Raw genomic sequence first — 2977 nt, 5'->3', positions numbered from 1 at the left:
GCGTTGCCTCTTCGAGCGGAGGCGAAAGGTCTGGGTCCCCGGGCAGGACCTGCCGCAGCCAATGGCTTCGCCAAACAATGTCCTTTTCCGTCAGTTGCATCACGATGCGCCTCTGGCCGACAGGCGGCGCTCCACCAGCCTGACCCAAAGGCTGGCGCCAATCGGCAGGATTGCGTCGTTGAAGTCGTAGTTGGTGTCGTGAGCCGCAGCCTGATGCGCATCGTCGGCCTGGCCGAGCAAGAAATAGCAGCCCGGCCGCTGTTCCAACATGTAGCAGAAATCTTCCGAGCCCATCTCGGGAGGCGGATCGACGACGAGACGTTCCGGTCCCATCACCTCGTTCGCAATCGCGATCATCGCATCGGCTTGCGCCGGGGTGTTGATCGTCGGCGCGAAGGGCGTTTCATAGAGAATGTCGACGCTGGCGCCAAAAGCTTCAGCCTCGTTTTTCGCGATGCGGCGGATTGCCGTCTCCAGCGTCTTTTGAACCTGATGGTCGAAGGTGCGCACGGTGCCGGTCAGAAACGCCGTATCGGGGATGGTGTTGAAGGCTTCGCCTGCGCGCAGGCTGCCAACGGTGACGATTGCCGGAGCGTGCACATCGGTCAGGCGGCCGGGCAGGGCTTCGATTGCGAGCAGGATGCGCGCGGCGATGGGGAGTGGATTGATCGCCAGATGCGGTGTCGCCGCATGGCCGCCCCTGCCGTGGACGACGATCTCGAAGCGATCGGCCGCCGCGGCCACCGTTCCGCGGTGGACGGCGATCTCGCCGAGCGGCCGTTCGCAATTGTGCAGCGCGTAAACTTCATCGCAGGGGAAACGCTGGAAAAGGCCCTCATCCAGCATGGCAAGCGCCCCACCTCGACCCTCCTCGGCCGGCTGGAAGATGAAATGCACCGTGCCGGCGAAGTCGGGCGAGCGAACAAGTGCTGACGCTGCGCCGAGCAGCATTGTCGTGTGGCCGTCATGGCCGCAGCCATGCATCCTCCCGGGGACGCGGGACGCATGCGGCAGCGGCCGCGCCTCGGTCATCGGCAGGGCGTCCATATCGGCGCGAATGCTCAGGCTGCGACCAGCGCCGAGCCTGCCCCTGAGCGTGCCGACGACGCCTGTGCGGCCGACACCTTCGGTCGTCTCGATGCCCCACGAGCGCAGTTTGTCCGCCACGAAACGTGCCGTCTCGAACTCTTCGAAGCCGAGTTCTGGATTGGCATGCAGATGCCGCCGCCAGGCCGTCATCTCTGTCTCTAGTTGCTGCACCGAGGGTACCAGTCTCATGCCGATGCCTTTGCGCGAAGAGTTTGTGAGCGGCTCTGCAGGATGGCGATGACCACAAGCAGGATTGCCGAGAAAGCGATCAGCAGCACGGCGACGGCCGCGATGGCGGGACTGATGGACTCGCGCACCCCGGAGAATATCATGCGAGGCAAGGTTCGCTCTGCGCCCGTCGAGAGGAAACTTGCGACGACGACTTCGTCGAAAGAGATGATGAAGGCGATGATGGCCCCTGTAATGACGCCCGGCGCTATCAGCGGCAGCACTACCTTGAAGAATGTGCGCATGGTGCCGGCGCCGAGCGATGCCGCCGCGCGAACCAACGTCCGGTCGAAGGTCGAAAGGCTGGCGACGACAGTCGTCAGCATCACAGGCACGGCCATGGCCGTATGCACCAGAATGATCGATAGCTTGTTGCCAACGAGTCCCAGTGTGGCGAAGAATGAAAAGGCCGCGACGCCGACAATGACGACCGGCGTCACCAAGGGCGCGGCGATGATCGCATAGAGGATCCGTTTGCCGGCAAAATCGCCCCAGGCGAGCCCGATCGCCGCCGGTATGCCGAGCAGCAGCGCCAGAACCGTGGTGGACAGCGCGATGACGACCGAGTTCCACAGCGCGGTCGGCCAGCGCTGGTCGACCCACAGTTCGGCATACCAGCGCAGCGACCAGCCCGGCGTCGGAAACGCCAGCGAGTTGCTCGAGGTCAGCGACATGGGGATCACGATCAGCAGGGGCAGGATGATGAACGCCAGCAATGTCGCCGCATAGGCATACATCAGCCATTTCCGGAAGCGGTCGGCGCTCATGCGACATGCGCCTTGCGGCGGAAGAGGACGGACGCCGTCCAGAACAGGAATGCAAACAGGACGAGGATCATCAGCAGTTGCAACGAAAGCGCTGCACCCATGCCCCAGTTCAGTGTGCTGTTCGTGTAGAACGCTATGTAGCTGGAGATCATCTGGTCGGTCGGCCCGCCGACAAGCGTCGGGGTGATGTAGTAGCCGAGTGCGAAGACAAAAACGATCGCCCCGCCGGACAGGATTCCTGGCAGGATCAACGGCAACTGCACGCAGCGCCACGCTGTGAGCCACGGCGCGCCCAGTGACAGTGCCGCGCGCATATAGGTGGTCGGAACCCGCCGCATGACGGCGACGACGGAGAGCACCATCATGGGCAGCAGAACCTGAACCATTGCCACGTAGAGTGAAAAGCGTGTGTAAATGAGATTGAGCGGCTCGCTGACGATGCCGAGGCCAAGCAGCGTGGAATTCACGGGTCCGTTCTTCTGCAGCACGATGATCCAGATGACGGTGCGCACCAGCAGCGATGTCCAGAGCGGAAACAGGATCAGCGCGAACATGAGCTTCGACCAGGCCGGCGGCGCGCTGACAATTGCCTGCGCCAGCGGCACGGCGAGCACCGCGCAGATCACGGTCACCACGATGGTGATCCAGATCGTACGCAGCAGCGCGTCGACGAAGATGGCGCGATCGGCTGAAATGGCTTCGATCGAATTGTCCGCGCCTCGCTTCAGGTCAAGGCTCGCAAGCAGATAATAGTCCGTTCGCGCGCTTTGCTGACGCGCGATGACCTGCCAGAGATCGATATTTTTCCAGCCGGCCTGTTTGGAGAGCACCTCGTCGCGCACGGGACGCATAGTCAGCTTGCCGTCGGCCGCATCCTTTGCCGTCTTGATGAC

General features: G+C 62.9%; 3 protein-coding genes. All 3 read right to left on the bottom strand.

The genetic code is table 11. The features are described 5' to 3' along the window. Positions 1 to 99 precede the first annotated feature (99 nt). Positions 100 to 1278: a M20 aminoacylase family protein gene (locus tag EN925_RS30345; RefSeq protein WP_063168762.1), complete on the bottom strand. Its 1179-nt coding sequence runs from the start codon at positions 1276 to 1278 to the stop codon at positions 100 to 102. After that, complete coding sequence (locus tag EN925_RS30340) at positions 1275 to 2084, bottom strand: ABC transporter permease (protein ID WP_082826529.1); 810 nt, start codon at positions 2082 to 2084, stop codon at positions 1275 to 1277. Before EN925_RS30340 ends, EN925_RS30345 begins: the two co-directional genes overlap by 4 nt. Continuing rightward, on the bottom strand, positions 2081 to 2977 hold an 897-nt coding region (locus EN925_RS39835; protein WP_164894484.1), incomplete at its 5' end, for an ABC transporter permease. The genes EN925_RS39835 and EN925_RS30340, both read right to left, overlap by 4 nt.

The organism is Mesorhizobium sp. M7A.F.Ca.US.006.04.2.1 (genome assembly GCF_004022915.1).
GTDB lineage: Bacteria > Pseudomonadota > Alphaproteobacteria > Rhizobiales > Rhizobiaceae > Mesorhizobium > Mesorhizobium ciceri.
The sequence above is the reverse complement of the archived record's forward strand: the minus strand, read 5'-3'. Positions and strand labels throughout refer to the sequence as shown.